Consider the following 22,313-nt stretch of genomic DNA (forward strand, 5'->3'; position numbering starts at 1 on the left):
GTTTCACAATGTAAAAATACAACCTATAAAATAGAGTCTCTGTTAACAATTATGTAAATTCTGGATAAGTAAGCTTCCATGACAAATTCTGCGACAAAAAACTCCCCAGGCTTTATGCTTTACCTTGCTGGTTTGAGTATGCTTGGTTTTTTAGCCATCGATATGTACCTGCCTGCATTTGGTTCAATGCAAACGGCATTAAACACTTCTGAAGGTGCGATTAGTGCTTCTTTGAGCATTTTCTTAGCTGGTTTTGCCTTTGCACAACTTTTGTGGGGGCCATTATCTGACAAACTGGGACGCAAACCGATATTGATCGCAGGTTTATCGTTATTCATTGTGAGCTGTTTAGGCATTTTATGGGTAACGGATGCGACTCAACTCCTTATTTTGCGTTTTTTACAGGCGGTTGGCGTCTGTAGTGCGGCTGTGCTCTGGCAAGCTCTGGTCATTGACCGCTATGATGCTGCGAGCACTCAAAAAGTCTTTGCTTCGATTATGCCTTTAGTGGCTCTTTCTCCGGCTTTAGCACCGTTATTAGGTGCATGGGTTCTTGAACATTATGATTGGGAAATTATTTTTATTGTCTTAATGGCTGTTGGTATTTTATTGTTAATTCCAACCCTGTTATTGAAAAAGAATCCTTCAAAAGACATGACGGTGGATTCCCATGACCAAGAATCTATTTCGTTTTTAAAACTACTGGGTTCACGTATCTATAGTGGTAACGTGTTAGTCTACGCTTCATGTAGTGCGGGTTTTTTTGCTTGGTTAACAGGTTCACCATTTATTTTAAGAAATATGGGTTTTAACCCTGCTGATATTGGTTTGAGCTACATCCCACAAACGCTAGCATTTATTATTGGTGGCTATGGCTGCCGTTTTCTATTAATCAAAATTCGTGCTGAAGTATTATTTCCATTACTGTTGGTCGGTTATGCGGTGAGCATGTCGATACTCTTTTTGATGGCGATATACACAACACCGAGCCTCACCATGATCTTAATTCCATTCTGTTTTATGGCAGCAATGAATGGGGCGTCTTATCCAATCGCGGTGTCAAAAGCACTCAATACCTATCCACAGGCTAGCGGTAAAGCCGCTGCATTACAAAATGCTTTGCAACTTGGTTTATGTTTTTTAGCCAGTTTATTGGTTTCAGCGTTACCTTTCGATCCTTTATTATCGACAACCGGTGTCATGGCGGTGACCATCATACCGATGGTTATTGGTTATTTTATGCAATATACAAAAGATTGCACCAAACAGACTAATGAAAGAACAAGTTATCAGAATTAACAACCTGTTAACTCATCAGCCACTGCTTTGTCGTGGCTGATTTCCTCAAAAAACCCTCTTCCGACCATCTTTCTATGATTATCCACACCTTATCTGATACTCTAATTCAGTGTTATCGTTTAAAATTCTCCTTTTTTACCAAAAGTGACATTTTTCGCCATTGTTAAATAAAATTATCACTTCTATACTCGGATAATACTTAGTCCGAAGTGATTTTTGAGTTAATACGATATTCATGGTTTAAACTCAGGGCGCGACGGTATAAATGCGTTCCTGTCTTTGTGAAGCAATTCTTCGCAATCCTACACCTTCAGCAAGCTGAAATTCTATCTCAAAAACCTTCATCTCAAGTTGGAGAGCATATGAGCACTTGTGTAGATGAAACCAAAACTAAAGTTTCTAATTGGCAAAGAATCGCAGAATCTTTATTAAATCAAGCTGGAATTGAAATAAACGGCTCTAGACCGTTCGACATCCAAATACATAATACTGATTTTTATAAAAGGGTTCTGCAAAAAGGTTCTCTCGGTCTAGGCGAGAGTTACATGGACGGTTGGTGGGACTGTGAACGCTTGGATATCTTTTTTTATAAAGTTTTAAAAGCCAAGCTTGATACAAAGCTGCCAAATAACCTCACAGATATCATGAAAATCGCCATGGCGCGCCTACGAAACTTGCAAACAGAGAAACGCTCTTGGATTGTTGGGGAAGAACATTATGATTTGGGAAATGATCTTTTTACCCTAATGCTAGATCCTTATATGCAATATTCTTGTGGCTATTGGAATCATGCAACGACACTTGAGCAAGCACAAGAAAATAAATTAGATTTAATCTGTCGCAAATTGCAAATTGAGCCGGGTATGCGTCTGTTAGATATTGGATGTGGATGGGGTGGCCTAAGTGCTTATGCTGCACGCCATTATGGCGCATCTGTTACCGGTGTTACCATTTCTAAAGAACAACAAAAATTGGCTCAAGAACGTTGCGCTGGCCTAGATGTTAATATTATTTTGCAAGACTATCGCGAACTAAATGATAAATTCGATCGTATCGTTTCTGTCGGTATGTTCGAACATGTTGGACCTAAAAATTATGCAACCTATTTTGATGTAGCACGCCGCAATATTAAAGACGATGGCTTATTTTTGTTACATACCATTGGCTCTAATAAAAATAAGGTAAATGTCGACTCATGGATCGGTAAATATATATTCCCCAATGGCGTACTTCCTTCCATTCAAAATATAGGTCAATCCAGTGAAGGAAAATTTGTCATGGAAGATTGGCATAATTTTGGTGCTGATTATGACAAAACGCTCATGGCTTGGTATGAGCGCTTTTTAAATAGCTGGCCTGAATTAAGCGAGAATTATACGCCTCGCTTTAAACGTATGTTTAGCTATTATTTAAATTCCTGTGCTGGTGCTTTTCGAGCCAGAGATATTCAGCTATGGCAAATTCTCTGGAGCCCCAATGGGGTCAGCGGCGGAATGAGAGTACCACGTTAATTAACCAAGCGAGTATTCTTTAAAACCGTCGTTAAGGCTCTATTATTGAGAAAAAATCTCTTGATAGAGCCTTAATTTCGTCGTGAGTATTAATTTATTAGTCTTTCGACTAAAAAACGTTATTATATGTTATCTTAATAACTCTTTACGTATAGACTATGCTCAAACAGTATTATCCACCAGCTGAATTGAATGGTTTTATTAGCTCCATCTTAATTTTTAAAAAATTTACTAAACCCATTAAAATTTTTCCTGGTACTGGCGCTGAGATTTGGATTTCCACCAAAGAGTTACATTTATCAACAGCACACCAACAACAAGTTAGCCAATATCAACTTGTCATTCCCCGAGTCGAGACATTTACAGCAAAACCGAATCAAGGAAAATTAATTATATTACGTGTGCGTCATGATGCGGTGCGTTTTTTACTGCCTCAACGTACCTTAGCTTATACGGATAATCCCACCTCGCTTGAGAGCATATGGTCAGAACCTTGGTATCAAAACTTAATCAATGCTTCTTTTAAAGAGCTATTAGAATGTTTTACTGTGACTAAGGCCTCAAAACAGCATCAATTAGTCGATGATATATTGGCTATTCTCTATCGCCATCCAAACAAAAAGATTAACGATATTGCCGATGAAATGGGATATAGTGCACGTTTTATCCAAAAAGAATTTGTCAAAGAATATGGGATCACGCCTAAAAGATATCAGATAAATTGCCGTTTAGAACAATTACTTAAAAGCATGCTTCACGAGCAAGATACCTATCGTTGGCTGGAAACAGGCTATTATGATCAGTCTCACTTTTACCGTGATTTTAAGCGTTATTTTACCATGACCCCGTCCGCCTTCTTAAAGTCCAGCTATTCGTTTTTTTACAATACAAAAGCCAAGTACCCTTTAAGATAGTTCTCAATACACATTAAGGAGAACGGAATGAGTATTGTTGTATATGCACAAATCACAACGGAAAATAAGGATGGGTATTTAACCAAGGATATTATCAAAAATTTAGCTAAATTAAGTCGACGTGAACAAGGGTGTATCAAATACGACCTCTTCACTAAAGATGATGGCTACATTGTTTTTGAAGAATGGGAAAGTGCTGATGCTCTTGAGATGCATAAAAAATCAGCGCATTTTAAACTGTTGGTTGAAGCTATTGAACGTGATAATGCAAGCATCTCGATTAATTTTAGTGAAAATTATCAATGCAAAGATTAATTAAGTAAGTTAATGGCAAGGGCTGCAAAGCGCCCCCTCACCGTTAACTTTTCAAACAAATAGGTTTTCACGCTAATGCATAACACCTTTAATTTGTTTGAATTTTTTAATGCTATAACCGCCGTTGATCTTACGGTGTTATAGCATTTTAAGTAAGCCTCACTGCCTACCCCGCTCGGGTATTTAACTATCGCTCTCTTGTGTAAGCGCTTCTTGGGCTTTCTTTTCTTGTTCTTTCTGCGCTAAAACCCTTTCCACTGTATCTACAATGGCTTGCGTTTGTGGGTCTATTTCTATATTCACTTTGTCCCCTAAGCGTTTTTTACCTAATGTCGTTCTTGCTAGGGTTTCAGGAATTAAATGAACACAAAAACGATTATTGATAACATCGCCTACCGTTAGGCTTATACCATCAATCGCAACAAACCCTTTGTGCAAAATATATTTCATCAGCGATTTGTCATAAATAGACAGCCAAATTTGATGGTTATCTTCTGAGGTGAAAATTTTGCTAATTTCCGCGGTCGTCACAATGTGTCCTGATACCACATGACCACCTATTTCATCACCATATTTCGCGGCTCTTTCGATATTAACGACATCGCCAACTTTCAATTCGCCAAGATTGGTCAGCCTTAATGTTTCCTTGATGAGATCAAAACTAACATACTCGCCATCTATTTTTGTCACGGTCAAGCAACAACCATTATGCGCAACTGAAGCGCCGGTTTCTAACCCGACAAGTAGTTCTGGTGTAAATTTCATCACATGGGTACGAAAATTCGCTCTTTCCGTGACCTCAATAATTGGGGCTGTGCCTTGAACAATACCTGTAAACATAATGATTCTCAGTGCTGTGAATTGATAGACTCAGTTTACCTGACATTTCTTAGAGATCTACCTAATTTGAGTGGTTTTATCTAACCTCGTAATGAATTCTTCTAGGCCATCACACTTGTCTATTAATGACTTTATTTGATATTCAGACTTGCGAGCCATTGGATTAAATTATTAAAAGAGTTAAAATATAACGTTGCTATTAACTATTTGATATATCAAAAATCATTAGCATTTCTTTTTCTAAATTCTATTAATCAGTGTTTATTACTCTAAAGGTGTATGCGTGCAGAAATATTTTACAGAAGCGCGTAGCTTGCTAGCTCTCGGCATTCCGATCATTCTTGCCCAATTTTCACAAACTGCAATGGGTTTTGTGGATACCGTCATGGCAGGTAGCGTCAGTGAAACTGAGATGTCAGCAGTTGCAGTCGGATTTTCTATCTGGCTGCCAGCTATTCTTTTTGGTCAAGGGCTATTAATGGCATTGACACCTATCGTCGCTCAGATGAATGGTTCCGGTCGCCGTAATTTAATTGGTAATCAAATTCAGCAGGGATTATGGCTCGCCTTCTTTCTTTCACTTGGCGTGATTTTTTTACTTTATAATAGCAAGTTAATCATCGGCAACATGCCACATATTGATGAAGAACTGGCAGATAAATCGGTTCGTTTCTTGCATGCCATTATGTGGGGGGCGCCTGGTTATTTATTTTATCAAGTGTTCCGTAGCCAGTGTGAAGGCCTGTCAAAAACCAAACCGGGGATGGTGATTGGTTTTCTGGGTCTAATGGTTAACATTCCGATTAACTACATCTTTATTTATGGCCATTTTGGTGCGCCTGCGTTAGGTGGCGTGGGTTGTGGTGTTGCAACGGCGTCGGTTTATTGGGTTATGTGTTTAATGATGCGTTGGTATGTTCGAAGAGCGCCGACACAACGTGATATTAGAGCGACCCAACGATTTGCGTCCCCTAACCCACAAATTATGAAACGTATTTTTGTATTAGGTGTACCTATTGGTTTAGCGTTGTTCTTTGAAGTGACATTATTTGCCATCGTTGCCTTGATGGTCGCGCCATTAGGTGTTGTCGCTGTAGCGGGTCACCAAGTTGCATTAAACTTCAGCTCAGTGATGTTTATGTTCCCATTGTCATTAGGCATTGCAGCGACGATTCGTGTTGGCTATAACCTTGGGCAGCAATCCACTGAAGCCGCCAAAGTCTCCTCTTATACCAGTTTGGTTGTTGGGTTATTAGTCGCTTGTATGACGGCGATCCTCACTGCAACCTTACGTGAACCTATCGCCTTAATGTATAACAAGAGTCCTGAAGTCGTCGTACTGGCTTCAAGCTTAATGCTATTTGCAGCCATTTATCAGTTATCGGATTCAGTACAAGTTATCGGTGCAGGTATCCTACGTGGCTATAAAGATACTCGTTCTATTTTCTTTATTACTTTTACCGCCTATTGGATTTTAGGGTTACCTATTGGGTATGTGCTCGCTTTAACAGATATCCTATTGCCAGCGATGGGGCCTCAAGGTTTTTGGATTGGCTTTATTGTTGGTCTGAGCGCTGCCGCTATCGGTATGGCAACGCGTATTTGGTGGATCCATAAACAACCTGATAGCGTTGTGCTGTTACGATCAACACGCTAGTTGAGCGAATAATCAGCAAATTATCGTATTGGGGAATGTATTTTCGACTTAGTCGCTGTAAATACGAGCAAACTATCACGAAAATACATTTTCCCCTTGCCAGAACGGCGACAGAAAGTTAATATTCGTTCCCGTTGTCACCCAGACAATTTTGAAATGCGTCCGTAGCTCAGTTGGTTAGAGCACCACCTTGACATGGTGGGGGTCGGTAGTTCGAGTCTACTCGGACGCACCATTCAAAAACGTCAATGAAATCATAATGCGTCCGTAGCTCAGTTGGTTAGAGCACCACCTTGACATGGTGGGGGTCGGTAGTTCGAGTCTACTCGGACGCACCATTTCAAAGACGTCAACGAAATTGTAATGCGTCCGTAGCTCAGTTGGTTAGAGCACCACCTTGACATGGTGGGGGTCGGTAGTTCGAGTCTACTCGGACGCACCATCTTATCGTTCTCTAGTATCATCAATATCCGCTTATATTCATGCATTAGTGCACGTAACTTGATTTTGTTGCGCAACTTCCCATCTTAAAACCATCATTTTTTGATCTGAAATATCCCTTCGCTCAATTTTGTAAAATTTGATTTGTCTCACAGTTTTTTGTTGTCTATAATAAGCTCACTAGCTGAAAGGTTTCATCAAAAATAAATCAGTAAGTTAGCTTTAGTGATTTAGGTTACAATAACAATAATTTGCATAAAAAATGAGATCTAATTCACAATATAATTGGATTAAACACCAGACCGTCGCCTATTCTTAATACAATGTGTTGCGCAACTTTTAATATTCTGCGCACCGTAAATAAGCCGGCGACGATACCGATTTCCTTTATAACCTTTAGATAGACTGCCATGAAAAAAACCAAAATTGTTTGTACCATCGGCCCAAAAACCGAATCAGAAGAAAAATTGAGTCAACTTCTTGATGCAGGCATGAATGTCATGCGTCTTAACTTCTCCCACGGCGACTATGAAGAACATGGTCAACGTATCAAAAACCTACGCGCAGTCTGTGCGAGAACAGGCAAACAAGCCGCTATCCTGCTTGATACTAAAGGACCAGAAATCCGCACAATGAAACTCGAAGGCGGTAATGACGTTTCTTTAGTCGCTGGTCAAACTTTCACATTCACGACAGACACCTCAGTCATCGGTAATAAAGATAAAGTTGCCGTAACCTATGCGGGTTTAACGTCTGATCTGAATGCTGGTGATACCGTTTTAGTTGATGATGGTTTGATTGGTATGAAAGTGAAAGATGTCACCGCAACAGAAGTTATCTGTGAAGTCTTAAATAATGGTGACTTAGGCGAGAAAAAAGGCGTTAACCTACCAGGCGTATCTATCGGCCTACCTGCTCTCGCAGAAAAAGATAAAGAAGACTTGGTGTTTGGTTGTGAACAAGGCGTTGATTTTGTCGCTGCCTCTTTTATCCGTAAACGTTCTGACGTTGAAGAAATTCGTGCGCATCTGAAAAAACATGGCGGCGAGAATATTCAAATTATCTCAAAAATTGAGAACCAAGAAGGTTTAAATAATTTTGATGAGATCCTTGAAGCTTCTGACGGTATCATGGTTGCTCGTGGGGATTTGGGTGTTGAGATCCCAGTAGAAGAAGTCATTTTCGCGCAAAAAATGATGATTGAAAAATGTATTGCTGCACGCAAAGTGGTTATCACAGCAACACAAATGTTAGATTCAATGATCAAAAACCCTCGCCCTACTCGTGCCGAAGCGGGTGACGTAGCGAACGCTATCCTCGATGGTACCGATGCCGTGATGCTTTCTGGTGAAAGTGCGAAAGGTAAATACCCTATTGAAGCAGTCACTATCATGGCAACGATTTGTGAGCGTACTGACCGTGTTATGCCTTCACGTATCGATAACCAAAAACCTGGTCAGCGTTTACGCGTCACCGAAGCCGTTTGCCGTGGTGCAGTAGAAATGTCACAAAAATTGGAAGTACCACTGATCGTTGTGGCGACTTTCGGTGGTAAATCTGCAAAATCGGTCCGTAAATATTTCCCTACCGCACCAATTTTAGCATTGACCACCAATGAAGAGACGGCGCGTCAGCTGTTATTGGTAAAAGGGGTTATTCCAATGATGGTCGGTGGATTCACATCAACAGATGACTTCTATCGTGAAGGTAAACGTGCAGCGCTAAATAGTGGTCTCGCTAAAGAAGGTGATGCCATTGTCATGGTTTCTGGCGCACTCGTACCAAGTGGAACAACAAATACTTCATCAGTACACGTTTTATAATCGTAATATTACCTATAGCATGACTTTACTATAGGCACTCCGATTATCTTTGAAACGGGAAAAACTCACTTTTTCCCGTTTTTTTATTTATCTCCGACATTTCAATAACACAATTCACAGGACTTTGTCCTAGCGCAATAAACAGGTCGTCGTTATCCGCTAATTTCAGACTAATACTATTCGTCTAATATAGAAGGCTATTTTGGTTTAACATAAAATGCTTTCATTAGATAACTTTTTAATTTATGACATTATTGCAATCTATTATTCATTTGCTATATTAGACTAATATCTGAGAGCTAACTGAGTTCTACCGAGTAATAGCCTTGAGAGTTAAAAATTAATTTTCTTATTTTTCCTACTATCTGGCGTAAAGTATTTCTAGCAAAACTGGAAATTAAGTACTAGCATAAGACTAAGTGGGTACCATTCCACAACACATTAAGTGTTAAAGTGGATAAGTAGATGTGGAGCAATCTAATATCTATTTTGTTGGTAGCTTACTTTGATATTTTCAAGATAAATCTATCTAGAGGGTAAAATAATGATTCGTACTAAAATTGTACTGGGCTCTATCGTATTAGCTTCAGCATTACTGGCGGGTTGTTCTAACAGCACTGAAGTGCAAAAACTCTCTTCAGACGTGCAAACTCTGAATGGTAAAGTTGATCAACTGAGCAACGATGTTCAGACTATCCGTGCTGAAGTACAAGCTGCACAACAAGAAGCAGCTCGTGCTAACCAACGTCTTGATAACCAAGTTCGTTCTTACAAAAAGTAAGTTTAAATTAGCTGCGATATAGCAAGTATGTTTTGATATCGTACAATAAATAATAATAAGAGGGCCTAATTTTTAGGCCCTTATTTTTTGTACTTTAAAACCCCAATCAGTGGCTTTCAGACTCCTGATACACAGGCTGAGGCTGTGTAATGGTAAACTGATCGATCGGTTTTAATTCAGGATAATGCCCCTGATCAGAAGCTTCCTCACTCTTTTCTGGTCCGTTGACTGCGTATTCAGGCTCATATTGTCTCTCTACGCCCTGCTCTACATTCACCTTCACAGGCAACCCTGAACGTCTTGCCAGCTCTTTTTCCACTAAGGATTTATCAATGCCTTCATTCTCAAGGAAACGTTTGAAATCATCAGATAGCGGGATAGGCATCGTTTGGGGATCATCTGTCGCTTTCTTCGAAAGGGGTTGGTGTACTTCAATATAGTAGCTACCATCTGGCTCTTTGGAATACTTAACAGGCTGGTTAATAACCTGAACGCGCGTTCCTTTAGGTACCGTTTTAAACAAGGCTTCAATATCATCAGGGCGTAAACGAATACATCCCGAGCTCACACGCATACCAATCCCAAAATCGGCATTAGTCCCATGAATTAAGTATTCACCTCTGCCGTAGGCTAAGCGTAGTGCATAGAGTCCCATTGGGTTATCTGGCCCAGCAGGTACTACCGCTGGTAATGTAATACCTTCTTTTGCATAATTTTTACGAATATTGGCTGTAGGTGTCCACGTCGGATCTTTAATTGATTGACTGACCGACGTCACCATTTCCGGTGTGTCACGACCTAATTGACCAATACCGATCGGGTAGACGACCACTTCTTGGCTACCAGCAGGATAGTAATAGAGCCTTAATTCAGCAAGGTTGATAACAATGCCCGTTCTAGGCGTGGCGGGGAGTAACATTTGAGTTGGGATAATCAACTCTTTTCCCGCTTCCGGTAAATAAGGATCAGTACCTGGGTTCGCTTCTAACATCGCAAGTAAACCGATTTGATATTCACTGGCGATCATTTCTAGCGAACGCCCATCATCAGGTACGACATAACGCGCATTTTCCCCGATAAGACGCGTATTGCTATCTGGTAATGGATAATCCATTGCTTGCACTGGCGACAGCAATGCACTCGCTATAAACAAACTTGCTACAGTTAACGCTTTCTTCATACCGACTCCAGGGAATAATACCATATGCATACTCTAATTATTCAAGGTGCAACTTAAAGCCTCATGAGTATACCGTTTAGTGAGAGATGTACATAATAGCAACTATATTACATATCTTTAATAGCTATTAAATATTTTAGGCTGTAACCGCTGCCGTGGGCTGACGAAACGACATACAATCATTAATGAATAGGTTAACAATTCACTTAAGTGCCGTTGATAGGAATAACACGAAAAAAGAGCAGGGAAATGCATTCCCCTGCTTACCGCTTATTGTAACTCGGTTGCACGAGACAAAATGGTACGGATCATTGCATTTAACCCTTGAGTGCGTGACGGGGTTAAATGCTGCTCTAAAGCAAGTTGCGAAAAAAATGCTTTTACATCTAACGACAGAATATCTGCTGCTGTTTTATCCTGAAAAAGAATAATGACTATTGCCACTAACCCTTTCACAATAGCTGCATCACTGTCACCAGCAAAATGAATGCGCCCATCCGCTTGCTTTTGCATGTCTATCCATACTTGGCTCTGACAACCTGCAATCAGGTTCTTGTCACTACGCTGTTGCTCTGTTAATGCCGTTAAACGTCCACCAAGCTCTATCATATACAGATAACGCTCTTCCCAGTTTTGGCAACGTGCAAAATTCCGTAGCAATTTATGTTCATCGGGTAAAGCAGGCATACTTCTTTCCTTAATAAGTCACAAATGTATCTAAGCTTAGTTGGCCTGATTAACGCTTTGTTTATTATCGATTCATGATGGAGATAAGGCTAACTCAGTACAAAACTCGTTATGCTAATAATTAAAAAAGCCAATCGTGATTGGCTTTTTCAGTCAATAATAACAAAAAATCATCAGGCGTTAATGCTTAGCCTAATAATTTTTTAATGCGCAGTAATGCATCACATAAAGAGTCTATCTCTTCTTTCGTTGTATAGATACCCACGGATGCCCGACACATTGCAGGAACATTATAGCGCTCCATTAATGGCAGTGCACAATGATGCCCAGTTCGAATGGCGATACCGTATTGATCTAAAAAAGAACCGACGTCATAAGCATGATGAACTCCCAGATTGAAAGCGATCACCCCTTCACGCTGGTCGTTACCATATAACGTTAACGATGGAATCTGTTTCAGCTTTTCGGTGGCATACTCCATCACTGCTTTTTCATAAGCAAATGCGTCAGCTCTTCCTAAAGCATTCAGATAATCAAACGCTGCACCTAGGCCAATAATTGCGCTGACATTCGGGGTTCCTGCTTCAAAACGCCATGGCGCATCGGCATAGGTAATACCTTTCTTAAGGCTAACATGGCGGATCATTGCTCCACCCCCTTCCCATGGCGGCATCTTATCAAGAAGGGATTTTTTGCCATAAAGGATACCTATCCCTGTTGGCCCATACAATTTATGTCCAGAAAAAGTATAAAAATCACAATCTAAATCCTGCACATCAACAACACTGTGCATTGCGCCTTGAGCACCATCAACCAGTACATAAAGCTCTGCACCACGCTCGGCGGCAATCGCTCTTGCATCTTGAATAATGGTTTTCACAGGATTGACAGTACCGAGTACATTAGAGATATGAGTAAAGCTCAACAAGCGCGTATTCGCATCAATCAATGCGTCAAGTTTTGTTAACTCTAACTCACCATGATCAGAAACAGGAATGAGGCGAATTTCACAGCCGATCTGCTCTGCCAATAAATACCAAGGAACGATATTGGCATGATGTTCCATCTCGGTAATGACAATATTGTCGCCTTTACCGATAAATTTGCGGCCAAAGGTGTTCGCTACCAAGTTAATTGCTTCTGTTGTTCCTTTAACAAAAACAATTTCCTCTGCTGAGGCGGCATGAATAAAATCCGCGGCTTTTTGGCGAACGTTTTCCATCATCGTTGTGGCTTGAGCACTAAGCGTATGTATGCCCCGATGTACCGCAGCATATTGATGCAACGTAAACTCGCTCTCTTTTTCAATCACCTGAAGAGGCTTTTGTGCACTAGCCGCGCTATCAAGATAAACCAAAGGATGATTATGGATACTTTGGGATAAGGCAGGAAAATCCTGCCTAACTGCTGCTACGTTGAATGTCATACGCGTATTAGACCTCTGCTAAGCGCTGACGAATATTCGCCATAACCGCTTGTTTGAGTTCTTCAGATTCGATCGATTCTGTCAATTCAGCTGCAAAAGCAATAATAATCATATGTTTTGCTGCTTTACCGTCGATCCCTCTCGAACGCAGGTAAAACAATTGTTCATCATCGATACGACCAACCGTTGCACCATGTCCGCATTTCACATCATCAGCATAGATTTCTAATTGAGGCTTAGTATCAACTTCGGCCTTATCACCCAATAATAAGGTGTGATTACTCATTTGACCATCTGTTTTCAACGCATCCGGAGCAACTTTGATCATGCCGTTGAAGACGGCTTTACTGCTATCCATCGCAATAACTTTATGTAGCTGACGGCTTTCGCAGTGACCGACATTATGTTCGAGATAGGTACGAGTATCGACAATTTCATTATCTTTAGGCAATAACATGCTATTCAATGAAAAGTCAGCATTTTCACCCGATAACTGTGCGCTAGTATGGTGGCGAGTCAAAGTACCGCCAAGCAGAAAACTGCTGCTCAACACTTGGCTATCACGACCAACGACGATGTCATTATGCGCAAAATGTTGTGCTTGGTTATTCTCGTTATTCAATTTGAAGTGCTGATATTGTGCGTTATCGCCCACCTCAACCGTTAAACGACCACCCGTAAAGTGCGGTTTATCATTAACACTGACATAGTGCTCAATCACTTGTGCCTTGCTATTGGTATCCAATGTCATGTGATAACGATAATGACTGTGATTCACGGTTTCCTCATCATCACCACTCGAAATATTCAGCAGATAAAGTGGTTTTGGTGCGATTTGGTTTGCACCGAGGTGAATAACAATCGGTTGTTGCGCAAGACTTTCTGTTAAATGCAAGAAAACCTCTCCATTAACAGCATCTGGTAACATATCTTGGCTGTCTAATAACGCAACTTTGAACGGCCCCATATCAATTGAACTGAGTGTCGAATTATAACGACCGTTAACAAGTACAATTCGGTAAGCATCGATAGGTAATGCCAATAACTCACATGCTTTTTCATCAACAACGTTTTCAGCAAAGCGATATTGAGTATTTAAGACCGTTTGCAATGGCGTATAATGCCAATCTTCATGACGAAAGGCAGGTAAGCCAACGTGGTTCGCTTTTTCCCAATGTGCTGCTGCATGCTGGGATTTATCCCCAGAACGTTGTTCGAAAAGTGTTGCAAAACGCGCCATTGCTTGCTCATTTAGTGCAGCGACCTGAGCACGTTTGTTTGCTCTTTCACTGTTGGTCAATAAGCCAGCCATAACCTTGCTCCTCCAGTTTTTTCGCCAAGCTGAAATCACCTGATTTGATGATTTTCCCCTGATACAGTACATGCACGAAATCAGGTTTGACGTAATCCAGAATACGCTGGTAATGCGTCACGATAATAAAAGAACGTTCTGGAGAGCGCAGTGAGTTAACACCATTTGCAACAATCTTCAATGCATCAATATCCAAACCTGAATCGGTTTCGTCTAAGATACACAGCTGTGGCTCAAGAGCTGCCATCTGTAAAATATCATTACGTTTCTTTTCCCCCCCCGAAAAGCCAACATTCACTGAGCGAGTCAGTAGATCTTGTGGCATTTCAAGTAAGTCGATTTTATCTTCAATAAAATCTTGGAAATCAAAACGATCTAAGGGTTCTTGCTGACGATATTCACGTACCGCATTCACGGCTGTTTGCAAGAAAAACTGGTTACTCACACCCGGAATTTCAACCGGATATTGGAACGCTAAAAAGATACCTTCCCCTGCACGTTCTTCAGGGTCTAACTCGAGTAGATCTTTCCCTTTAAAGATCACCTCGCCGCCGTCAATCTCATATTCTTCACGGCCAGCTAACGTCGCAGATAACGTACTTTTACCGGAACCATTTGGGCCCATAATGGCGTGAACCTCACCCGGTTTAACTTCCAGTGATAAGCCCTTTAAAATTTCATTACCTTCTACACTTACATGTAAATTTTTAACACTTAACATATCAACATGCCTTTGGCGCTTTTGCGCATATAAACCTGATTGTGATCAGCCGACGCTATGTTCTAAGCTGATTGCCAGCAATTTCTGTGCCTCTACCGCAAACTCTAATGGAAGTTCCGAGAAAACATCTTTACAGAAACCATTTACGATCATTGAAATCGCATCATCTTCACTAATTCCACGCTGTAAGCAGTAAAATAGCTGATCTTCCCCAATACGGGAGGTGGTTGCTTCGTGCTCGAGTTGCGCAGTGTTGTTTTTGACTTCAACATAAGGGAAGGTATGTGCTCCACACTGAGTTCCAATTAACATTGAGTCACACTGAGTGAAATTGCGTGCATTATGAGCGCTTGGTAATATTTTGACTAAGCCGCGATAGCTGTTTTGACTTTTACCGGCGGATATACCTTTAGAAATGATCGTAGAACGGGTATTTTTCCCGATATGGATCATTTTTGTTCCCGTGTCCGCTTGCTGATTACCGTTCGTGAGTGCGACAGAGAAAAATTCACCAACAGAGTTATCCCCTTTTAAGATAACGCTTGGGTATTTCCATGTGATAGCCGAGCCTGTTTCAGACTGCGTCCATGACATTTTCGAATTTTCACCTTCACATAACGCGCGCTTGGTCACAAAGTTAAGGATGCCCCCTTCCTCACTGTCTCCACCTGAAAACCAGTTTTGTACAGTTGAGTATTTGACTTCGGCATCTTTATGAATAATAACTTCCACGACCGCGGCATGCAGCTGATAGCTATCACGCACAGGTGCAGAGCATCCTTCGATGTAGCTAACATAGCTACCTTCGTCGGCAATCAAAATAGTCCGTTCGAATTGCCCTGTTTTTGCGGCATTAATACGGAAATAAGTCGAAAGTTCCATAGGGCAGCGTACCCCTTTCGGGATATAGACAAAGGTGCCATCTGATGCAACTGCTGCATTTAAAGCGGCAAAGAAGTTATCGTGACTGGATACGACAGTACCTAAGTACTTTTGCACCAGCTCAGGATACTCTTGAATTGCTTCGCTGAATGAACAGAAAATAATACCGTGTTTCGCAAGATCATCACGATATGTAGTAGAAACAGACACTGAGTCAAAAATCGCATCCACAGCAACGGCTTTCCCCTCACGTACAGGAACCCCTAACTGATTAAATGCTTCTTCAACTTCAGCTGTCAGGTAATTATTCGTTTCTGTCACGCCAGTTGCTTGTGTCGCACCGGTTTGCGAGCCACAACTATCGTCACACGAACCACAAGACGGTGCTGAGTAATAACTGTAGTCTTGATAATCTAAATTTGGGTAATGGGCTTTTAACCAATGTGGCTCTTCCATACCTTTCCAATGATGATAAGCATCAAGGCGGAATTTTAGCATCCACTCTGGTTCATTACGTTTCGCGGAAATAGCCCGGACAACATCTTCGTTGATCCCTTTGGCCATTTCATCTGTCGCGACATTTGTAAAAAAGCCTTCTTTATAACGCTGGTCATTAAGCCAGCTTTGAACTTCATCGCCAATTTCTACATTGCTCTGAGACATAATCTGACTTCACATATTAAATACCAAAGCTTTCACCACACCCACAGGCATGTTGCGCTTTCGGATTATTGAATTTAAATATACGATTAAGACCTTCTTGGACATAATCGATCACTGTGCCATCGATAAATGGCATTGCTTCTTTAGGTACAAATAGACATGCACCATCGTGCTCAAAGAGTAAATGGTTCTCTGTTGGGTTTTCTATCATTTCGAAAACATAGCCAAAACCGGCGCAGCCTGACTGTTTAACTCCCAGCGAAAGCCCTTTAGTTTCAGGATGTTGTTCCATCAATTTTTTGATTTGTTTCGCTGCGCTGTCAGTCAGGTTAACACCCTGCCAATTCGTTTCATCTATAGAAAAAGTTTCTACATTGTCATTCATTTTTGCAGTCATATTGACCCCACAATTTTCATGGCTTTTCAGCCAGTTATCAGGAGAATTCACTCCGTTTGTACTATGGTAGCGATAACCCTTGTCACTTCAACCATTTGTTTTGAAAGGTTATACCTATTTCAGTCTATTTTTTAGGCATTGTGAGCCTATTTATTAGGCAAACAGAGCAAGAAGCTATTCTAACTTATTAAATATTAACGATTAAAAAAAGTTACATTTTTTTTAATATTATGTACTCATCAATACATTTAAATGGCACAAATTAATAAACATACATTTATTATACAACTTAATTTACTCAACAAGAATTGAAATTATAATGAAATAGTTGAAGTAACCTCAACTCGATATGAATTGAGGTTAACGAGGATTAATCAGAGAGTACTGCTGTTGTTAATCGAGAAGTACAACACAGTTGCCCTTTCTCATTGAAAATATCAATGTTCCAGACCTGCTGACGACGTCCAAGGTGAATCGGTTTACAAATACCTTTAACCGTACCTTGTGTCGCTGAACGAATATGATTGGCATTAATTTCAAGGCCAACAACACGCTGTTCACCTTCACTGCACAGATAACCTGCTATTGACCCCAATGACTCCGCCAAAACCACTGAGGCGCCACCATGTAATAATCCAAATGGTTGCTTGGTACGCTGATCAACAGGCATCGTTCCTTCAATATAATCATCACCATAACCTGTGATTTCAATGCCGAGATGGCCTAACATACAGTTTTTTGCCATTTCCGACATATGGTCAAGCGTAAATTTACGTTTCCAAATCATTCAACTATCTCCAATAGCGCCTGTATAGGGTGCTTAATTTGCGTATTTTCCATCCGCTTCACTTGGCTACGGCATGAATACCCAGTACTCAGACAACGTTCTTTAGGTAACTTCTCTATTGCTGGCTTCCACGACAAATTATAGATGCCTTTTGAGTTTTTGATATTCGCAACTTCATGACCATATGTTCCCGCCATGCCACAACAACCCACGCTGATATTCTTCAACTCTTGCCCATAACGTTTAAATAAGTTTGCCCATTGGGAACCACTGTTTGGCAGTGCTGTGGTTTCAGTGCAATGAGCAAAGAAGTACCACGGCTCCGACGGTGCTGTTTGGCGTTGTGGCGGCTCTGGCAATGTAGCAAGCCATTCATGCGCAAGTTGCACAGTAAACTGACACTGCTGTTTTCCTAAGATTTCATGATATTCATCGCGATAACACAGCACCAACGCAGGATCCACACCCACCATAGGCAGTTCTAACTTAGCCACTCTATTGAGAAACGTTGCTGTTTTTTGTGCTGTTTTAGCAAAACGAGATAAGAAGCCTTTGATATGTTGGGCTTTACCATTTGGAGAGAATGGTAACAATACTGGTTTAAAGCCCAATTTTTCGACTAATTTAACAAAATCCGCGACAACTTTGGCGTCGTAATAACTCGTAAAGGGATCTTGTACAACCAAAACATAATGTTCACGTTGTGATGCAGACATCGCTTCTAACTGCTCGAGCGTCACAGTTATCGCAGCATGGCCGGAGAGTTGCTGTTTCAATGTTGGCTGTGAGAATAAAGGCAAATCGACCATACCAATGGTTTGTTCACTTAACTTTTGTACCCAAGGTTGACGCAAGAAGAAATTAAATACGCTAGGAGCCTTAGACAATAAAGGGGCGCTATTTTCAACTCCCGCAACGATATGATCACGAATCGGCCTCAAATAACGCCCATGATATAACGCCAAAAATTTTGCTCTAAATGAAGGTACATCAATTTTAATCGGGCATTGCGTTGAACAGGCTTTACAGGCTAAACATCCCGACATAGCCGCTTTAACTTCATGAGAGAAATCATAATCCCCTTTTTGTGCCCGCCATGTGTTACGAGTTTTATCTATTAATCCACGTAGTGATGGGCGATCTTCTTTGATACCTTTTTCAAGGCTTTCAGGGGTTACTCCCTGCTCGGAAAGTAATCGTAACCATTCACGCACTAAGGTCGCACGACCTTTCGGGGAGTGAATTCGCTGCCCACTGATTTTCATCGATGGACACATAGGGCTTTTTACATCGAAATTAAAACACAAGCCATTACCGTTGCAATCCATAGCGCCACGAAACTCTTGACGTACTGATATGGGTATTTGGCGATCATAAGTGCCTCGTTTCGCCGCATCAACTTGTTTCATCGGCGCATCGAGACCAGCGGGAGGACAAATTTTTCCGGGGTTAAGGCGATTGTCTGGGTCAAAAGCGGCTTTAATATTTCGCAGCTCACCGTACAGCACTTCACCAAAGAATTCAGGACTGTATTCTGCCCTAAAGCCTTTACCATGTTCTCCCCATAGCAAGCCGCCATATTTTGCGGTGAGCGCAACAATTTCATCCGAAATTTGTTTCATCAATACTTCTTGCTGTGGATCACACATATCTAGGGCTGGGCGAACATGTAACACCCCAGCATCCACATGACCAAACATACCATAGTTTAAATTATGGCTATCCAAAAGCGCCCTAAACTCAACAATATAATCGGCTAAATGCTCTGGGGGCACGCAGGTGTCTTCAACAAATGGAATTGGTTTCGCCGCGCCTTTACTGTTCCCTAATAAGCCAACGGCTTTTTTACGCATATTATAAATACGGTTGATATCATCTAGGTCATCACAAATTTGGTAACCAATCACACCCGCTTTATGCTGCTCCATTAACTCATCTAGACGCTGGCACAAGCTCATTGTCAAATGATTAATTTCGTCTTCATCATCACCACTAAACTCGACAATATTCAGGCCAAGCATCTCTTTATTAGGCACATCGGTAATCAATGCTTTTACTGAATGCCAAACGATATCTTCCCGCGCTAGGTTTAATACTTTTGAGTCGACCGTTTCAACAGATAGTGCTTTCGCTTGCACCATAAAAGGGGCATTACGCAAGGCGGATTCAAATGAATCATATTTTACGTTAACCAAACGGCGCACTTTTGGTAAAGGCGTAATATCTAACGTCGCTTCCGTAATAAAAGCTAACGAGCCTTCTGAACCCGTTAAAATACGCGTTAAATCAAATTCGCTAAGATCGTCATTAAAGACATGACGTAAGTCGTACCCAGTTAGAAAACGATTGAGTTTGGGAAATTTTTCTTCAATCAAAGGGCGTTGCTCCAAACAACGCTCAAGTACAGTTTTATAAATACGTCCCGTCACAGAATCTTCTGACGCAATCGTTTGGGCAAGCGCAACAGGCATAGCGCGAGTATCGATGCATTCGCCCCCCAATAAAATTGCTTTAACGCCGAGAACGTGGTCAGAGGTTTTGCCATACACCAAAGAGCCCTGTCCAGACGCATCGGTATTGATCATGCCACCTAACGTCGCGCGGTTACTGGTCGATAACTCAGGTGAGAAAAAATAGCCATAAGGCTTGAGGAATTGGTTTAGCTGATCTTTGATCACCCCCGCTTCCACCTTCACCCAACCTTGCTCAGGATTAATCTCTAATATGCGGTTCATGTAACGGGACATGTCCACCACAATCCCTTCCGTTAGCGATTGACCATTGGTGCCCGTTCCCCCACCTCTTGGAGTGAAAGTCAGCTCACGGAATTTCTCTAGCCCAGCGACCCGAGCAACAATTTGTACATCGGCACTGGAGCGTGGAAAGACGACCGCCTGAGGTAATAATTGGTAAATACTATTATCCGTTGCCATTGATAGACGTTCTGCATAACTAGTACCATTATCACCGGTAAAACCGTGCTCTTGCAGTTGATGTAGAAATTCAATGACAAGCTTACTTAAATTAGGTGCTTCTATTATACGCGGGATCATTATTAACGATGACTCTTGTTGTTTAGTGTTCGCATTACTCGTTATGTACTATCTTTACTTTAAGTAGCACAATAGTGCCTGATTGGTTTGCAGAGTTTCTCCTGCAAAACCTGTTGTTGATAGAGAGAGTACAACCGCTGATGACATTGTCAGTGATGAACCATATCACAATATTGTTTTTTTTGATCGTGAAAAAAAATTACATTATTTTCACCTAAAAAAACGGCTCACTTGCAGTGTTTTTATTTGTTAAGGATTAGGCATTAATGGAAAAATCGCAAAAACGACTCGACTTACCCAAACTTATCTTTGGATTGGCATCTATCATTTTAATGATAGCCGCCTGCTTTTGGGTACTAAATCCCTTTATTCTTGGCTTTGTGTGGGCTGGTATGATGGTGATTGCTACATGGCCTTTACTGTTACGTATCGAATCTCGATTATGGAATAAGCGCTGGCTTGCAGCCTTGATCATGGTCTCATTAATACTCCTTCTATTTGTAATACCTCTCGGTATTCTCATTGGTAGTATCATTCAAAATAGCACCCCGCTTGTTGAATTGGCGAAATCGCCAAACAGCTTACGCTTACCGGATTTAGAATGGCTTAATACAGTCCCCTTTATTGGTGAAAAAATTTATTATGCTTGGCATAGCTTAGTGGCTAGCGGAGGCAACGCATTATTAGCGAAAGTTCAACCTTATTTTGGCCAAGCGGCTGGCTGGTTTCTCGCTCAAGCCATCAATGCAGGACGCTTTATGTTCCATCTTGCATTAATGCTGCTCTTTAGTGGATTACTGTACCTAAAAGGGGAATCCGTGATGCTTGGTATCCGCCATTTTGCGGTTAGATTAGCAGGGATCCGGGGTGATGCAGCGGTGGTATTAGCCGCACAATCTATTCGAGCAGTAGCATTAGGTGTCGTTGTAACGGCATTAATTCAAGCCATTGTCGGCGGTATCGGCTTAGCACTATCAGGTATCGGCTACGCGGCTATCCTCACCGTATTATTGTTTATCTGTTGCGTCGCACAACTCGGCCCCCTTTTGATTATGGTTCCTTCTGTGATTTGGTTATTTTGGACGGGGGATACAACATGGGCGATTATCCTTGCTATATGGGCTGCCGTTGTCGCAACCATGGATGGTGTGTTACGCCCGTGGCTAATAAAAATGGGTGCTGACTTACCTATGGTACTCATTCTTGTCGGCGTGATCGGCGGCATCCTCTCTTTTGGTATGATTGGATTATTTATCGGTCCTGTCGTACTTGCCGTTTCATATAGCCTATTAAAAGCGTGGATGAATGAAGTCGCAATGCCAAATGAAAACCTTGAAGAAACCGAAAAGTTTCTTGAGGAAGAGTTTATGAGTAAAAAATAAATTAAAGTAAAATTCACCAACAGTATGCTTGCTATTAAGCATACTGTTGGATTAATGTTTATTCTCATTAATATTTAGAAACAATATTTAACAGACTTATATTAGTATTCAAACTTATTTGTGATATTATCCTTTGCGTTGAAACGAATTCTATTTATCTTACAGTCACTAAAGTTTACATTAAGAGTCTTCTTAATGAATATAAATTTTAAATAAATTATTATTAGTAAGCTAATGATTTA

General features: G+C 41.0%; 18 protein-coding genes and 3 tRNA genes. 11 read left to right on the plus strand and 10 right to left on the minus strand.

Annotation, left to right across the window (positions count from 1 at the left end):
- Positions 1–78 precede the first annotated feature (78 nt).
- The 4 genes from punC to P2E05_RS11460 all read left to right on the plus strand — a co-directional run bounded on the left by punC (position 79) and on the right by P2E05_RS11460 (position 4,039).
- Entirely contained in the window at positions 79–1,299 is a 1,221-nt protein-coding gene (gene punC, locus P2E05_RS11445; protein ID WP_196713029.1) for a purine nucleoside transporter PunC, read from the plus strand.
- 362 nt (positions 1,300–1,661) lie between these two features.
- Entirely contained in the window at positions 1,662–2,810 is a 1,149-nt protein-coding gene (gene cfa / locus P2E05_RS11450) for a cyclopropane fatty acyl phospholipid synthase (protein ID WP_163862004.1), read from the plus strand.
- 158 nt (positions 2,811–2,968) lie between these two features.
- On the plus strand, positions 2,969–3,724 hold the full coding sequence (locus tag P2E05_RS11455; RefSeq protein WP_247047079.1) for a helix-turn-helix transcriptional regulator: 756 nt from the start codon (positions 2,969–2,971) through the stop codon (positions 3,722–3,724).
- Positions 3,725–3,751: 27 nt separating this feature from the next.
- Complete coding sequence (locus tag P2E05_RS11460; protein ID WP_154625067.1) at positions 3,752–4,039, plus strand: putative quinol monooxygenase; 288 nt, start codon at positions 3,752–3,754, stop codon at positions 4,037–4,039.
- Between the two features lie 183 nt (positions 4,040–4,222).
- On the opposite strand, the gene P2E05_RS11465 is transcribed toward P2E05_RS11460, so the two are convergent.
- Positions 4,223–4,879 carry a riboflavin synthase subunit alpha gene (locus P2E05_RS11465; RefSeq protein WP_154625066.1) on the minus strand — a complete coding sequence of 219 codons (657 nt, stop codon included), beginning with the start codon at positions 4,877–4,879 and terminating at the stop codon, positions 4,223–4,225.
- Between the two features lie 283 nt (positions 4,880–5,162).
- On the opposite strand from P2E05_RS11465, the gene P2E05_RS11470 reads away from it, so the two are divergent.
- The 6 genes from P2E05_RS11470 to P2E05_RS11495 all read left to right on the plus strand — a co-directional run bounded on the left by P2E05_RS11470 (position 5,163) and on the right by P2E05_RS11495 (position 9,581).
- Positions 5,163–6,536, plus strand: a complete 1,374-nt coding sequence (locus P2E05_RS11470) for an MATE family efflux transporter (protein ID WP_163862008.1) — start codon at positions 5,163–5,165, stop codon at positions 6,534–6,536.
- A gap of 158 nt (positions 6,537–6,694) precedes the next feature.
- A tRNA-Val gene (locus P2E05_RS11475) sits at positions 6,695–6,771 on the plus strand.
- A gap of 26 nt (positions 6,772–6,797) precedes the next feature.
- A tRNA-Val gene (locus P2E05_RS11480) sits at positions 6,798–6,874 on the plus strand.
- Positions 6,875–6,901: 27 nt separating this feature from the next.
- Positions 6,902–6,978, plus strand: a tRNA-Val gene (locus P2E05_RS11485).
- Between the two features lie 409 nt (positions 6,979–7,387).
- Positions 7,388–8,800 carry a pyruvate kinase PykF gene (gene pykF, locus P2E05_RS11490; protein ID WP_154625065.1) on the plus strand — a complete coding sequence of 471 codons (1,413 nt, stop codon included), beginning with the start codon at positions 7,388–7,390 and terminating at the stop codon, positions 8,798–8,800.
- 544 nt (positions 8,801–9,344) lie between these two features.
- On the plus strand, positions 9,345–9,581 hold the full coding sequence (locus P2E05_RS11495) for a major outer membrane lipoprotein (protein ID WP_004919171.1): 237 nt from the start codon (positions 9,345–9,347) through the stop codon (positions 9,579–9,581).
- A 106-nt stretch (positions 9,582–9,687) separates the two neighbouring features.
- On the opposite strand, the gene P2E05_RS11500 is transcribed toward P2E05_RS11495, so the two are convergent.
- From P2E05_RS11500 to ydiJ, 9 genes are all read right to left on the minus strand, one after another.
- Entirely contained in the window at positions 9,688–10,761 is a 1,074-nt protein-coding gene (locus P2E05_RS11500) for a L,D-transpeptidase family protein (RefSeq protein ID WP_276122749.1), read from the minus strand.
- A 270-nt stretch (positions 10,762–11,031) separates the two neighbouring features.
- Positions 11,032–11,448 (minus strand): cysteine desulfuration protein SufE, encoded by a 417-nt coding sequence (sufE, locus tag P2E05_RS11505; RefSeq protein ID WP_154625063.1) that lies wholly within the window; start codon positions 11,446–11,448, stop codon positions 11,032–11,034.
- A gap of 187 nt (positions 11,449–11,635) precedes the next feature.
- A complete protein-coding gene (gene sufS, locus P2E05_RS11510) occupies positions 11,636–12,874 on the minus strand; it encodes a cysteine desulfurase SufS (protein ID WP_276122750.1) in 1,239 nt (412 codons plus the stop codon).
- 7 nt (positions 12,875–12,881) lie between these two features.
- Positions 12,882–14,186 carry a Fe-S cluster assembly protein SufD gene (gene sufD, locus P2E05_RS11515; RefSeq protein ID WP_154625061.1) on the minus strand — a complete coding sequence of 435 codons (1,305 nt, stop codon included), beginning with the start codon at positions 14,184–14,186 and terminating at the stop codon, positions 12,882–12,884.
- On the minus strand, positions 14,161–14,907 hold the full coding sequence (gene sufC / locus P2E05_RS11520; RefSeq protein ID WP_154625060.1) for a Fe-S cluster assembly ATPase SufC: 747 nt from the start codon (positions 14,905–14,907) through the stop codon (positions 14,161–14,163). Before sufC ends, sufD begins: the two co-directional genes overlap by 26 nt.
- A 45-nt stretch (positions 14,908–14,952) precedes the next feature.
- Positions 14,953–16,452, minus strand: a complete 1,500-nt coding sequence (gene sufB, locus P2E05_RS11525) for a Fe-S cluster assembly protein SufB (protein WP_163862014.1) — start codon at positions 16,450–16,452, stop codon at positions 14,953–14,955.
- Positions 16,453–16,468: 16 nt separating this feature from the next.
- Positions 16,469–16,849: a Fe-S cluster assembly scaffold SufA gene (gene sufA, locus P2E05_RS11530; protein WP_154625058.1), complete on the minus strand. Its 381-nt coding sequence runs from the start codon at positions 16,847–16,849 to the stop codon at positions 16,469–16,471.
- 370 nt (positions 16,850–17,219) lie between these two features.
- Positions 17,220–17,636 (minus strand): hotdog fold thioesterase, encoded by a 417-nt coding sequence (locus tag P2E05_RS11535; protein ID WP_154623916.1) that lies wholly within the window; start codon positions 17,634–17,636, stop codon positions 17,220–17,222.
- Positions 17,633–20,689: a D-2-hydroxyglutarate dehydrogenase YdiJ gene (ydiJ, locus tag P2E05_RS11540; protein ID WP_154623915.1), complete on the minus strand. Its 3,057-nt coding sequence runs from the start codon at positions 20,687–20,689 to the stop codon at positions 17,633–17,635. The genes P2E05_RS11535 and ydiJ overlap by 4 nt, the downstream gene beginning before the upstream one ends.
- 266 nt (positions 20,690–20,955) lie before the next feature.
- On the opposite strand from ydiJ, the gene ydiK reads away from it, so the two are divergent.
- Positions 20,956–22,071, plus strand: coding sequence for an AI-2E family transporter YdiK (gene ydiK / locus P2E05_RS11545; RefSeq protein WP_154623914.1), 1,116 nt, complete (start codon positions 20,956–20,958; stop codon positions 22,069–22,071).
- The last annotated feature ends 242 nt before the right edge of the window (positions 22,072–22,313 follow it).

Origin of the sequence: Providencia stuartii, assembly GCF_029277985.1 — a bacterium.
In the GTDB taxonomy this organism is placed as follows: Bacteria; Pseudomonadota; Gammaproteobacteria; order Enterobacterales; family Enterobacteriaceae; genus Providencia; species Providencia zhejiangensis.